This window comes from Comamonas sp. wu1-DMT (assembly GCF_040187805.1).
Classification (GTDB): domain Bacteria; phylum Pseudomonadota; class Gammaproteobacteria; order Burkholderiales; family Burkholderiaceae_C; genus Comamonas; species Comamonas thiooxydans.
This window is the reverse complement of record NZ_JBANEM010000048.1, coordinates 1-1,409: the sequence shown is the minus strand read 5'-3', so window position 1 is coordinate 1,409 and position 1,409 is coordinate 1. Positions and strand designations below refer to the sequence as shown.

Genomic DNA, 1,409 nt, shown 5'->3' with positions numbered 1-1,409 from the left:
AAAAAATTGGTGGCTGCGACTGTTTAATAAAAACACAGCACTCTGCAAACACGAAAGTGGACGTATAGGGTGTGACGCCTGCCCGGTGCTGGAAGATTAAATGATGGGGTGCAAGCTCTTGATTGAAGTCCCAGTAAACGGCGGCCGTAACTATAACGGTCCTAAGGTAGCGAAATTCCTTGTCGGGTAAGTTCCGACCTGCACGAATGGCGTAACGATGGCCACACTGTCTCCTCCTGAGACTCAGCGAAGTTGAAATGTTTGTGATGATGCAATCTCCCCGCGGAAAGACGGAAAGACCCCATGAACCTTTACTGTAGCTTTGTATTGGACTTTGAACGGATCTGTGTAGGATAGGTGGGAGGCTTTGAAGTGAGGTCGCTAGATCTCATGGAGCCGACGTTGAAATACCACCCTGGTGCGTTTGAGGTTCTAACCTGGATCCATTATCTGGATCGGGGACAGTGCATGGTAGGCAGTTTGACTGGGGCGGTCTCCTCCCAAAGCGTAACGGAGGAGTTCGAAGGTACGCTAGTTACGGTCGGACATCGTGACGATAGTGCAATGGCATAAGCGTGCTTAACTGCGAGACTGACAAGTCGAGCAGATGCGAAAGCAGGACATAGTGATCCGGTGGTTCTGTATGGAAGGGCCATCGCTCAACGGATAAAAGGTACTCTGGGGATAACAGGCTGATACCGCCCAAGAGTTCATATCGACGGCGGTGTTTGGCACCTCGATGTCGGCTCATCTCATCCTGGGGCTGTAGTCGGTCCCAAGGGTATGGCTGTTCGCCATTTAAAGAGGTACGTGAGCTGGGTTTAAAACGTCGTGAGACAGTTTGGTCCCTATCTTCCGTGGGCGCTGCAGATTTGAGGAAGCCTGCTCCTAGTACGAGAGGACCGGAGTGGACACACCTCTGGTGTACCTGTTGTCACGCCAGTGGCATCGCAGGGTAGCTAAGTGTGGAAGAGATAACCGCTGAAAGCATCTAAGCGGGAAACTCGTTTCAAGATGAGATCTGCCGGGGCCTTGAGCCCCCTGAAGGGTCGTTGTAGACCACGACGTTGATAGGCTGGGTGTGGAAGCGCAGTAATGCGTTAAGCTAACCAGTACTAATTGCCCGTGCGGCTTGACCCTATAACTTTGGGTAAGCCTGGAAAAACAAAAGACAGAACGCAAGTTCTAGTTATGCCGAAATAGCGCAATCGAAAAGCTGATTGAAGACTCTATGAATTCGTTGGATAGAGAGGAGCGTCATTAAGAAGTTAATGGCCACCGATCGATCTGACAAAAAGTTTATGCCTGATGACCATAGCAAGTTGGTACCACTCCTTCCCATCCCGAACAGGACAGTGAAACGACTTTGCGCCGATGATAGTGCGGGTTCCCGTGTGAAAGTAGGTCAT

General features: G+C 50.7%; 2 rRNA genes. Both read left to right on the top strand.

What is annotated here, in order from left to right:
• Nucleotides 1-1,140, top strand: a 23S ribosomal RNA gene (locus V8Z78_RS26955); the annotation flags it as partial.
• Between the two features lie 164 nt (nucleotides 1,141-1,304).
• Nucleotides 1,305-1,409: ribosomal RNA gene (rrf, locus tag V8Z78_RS26950) — 5S ribosomal RNA — on the top strand; the annotation flags it as partial.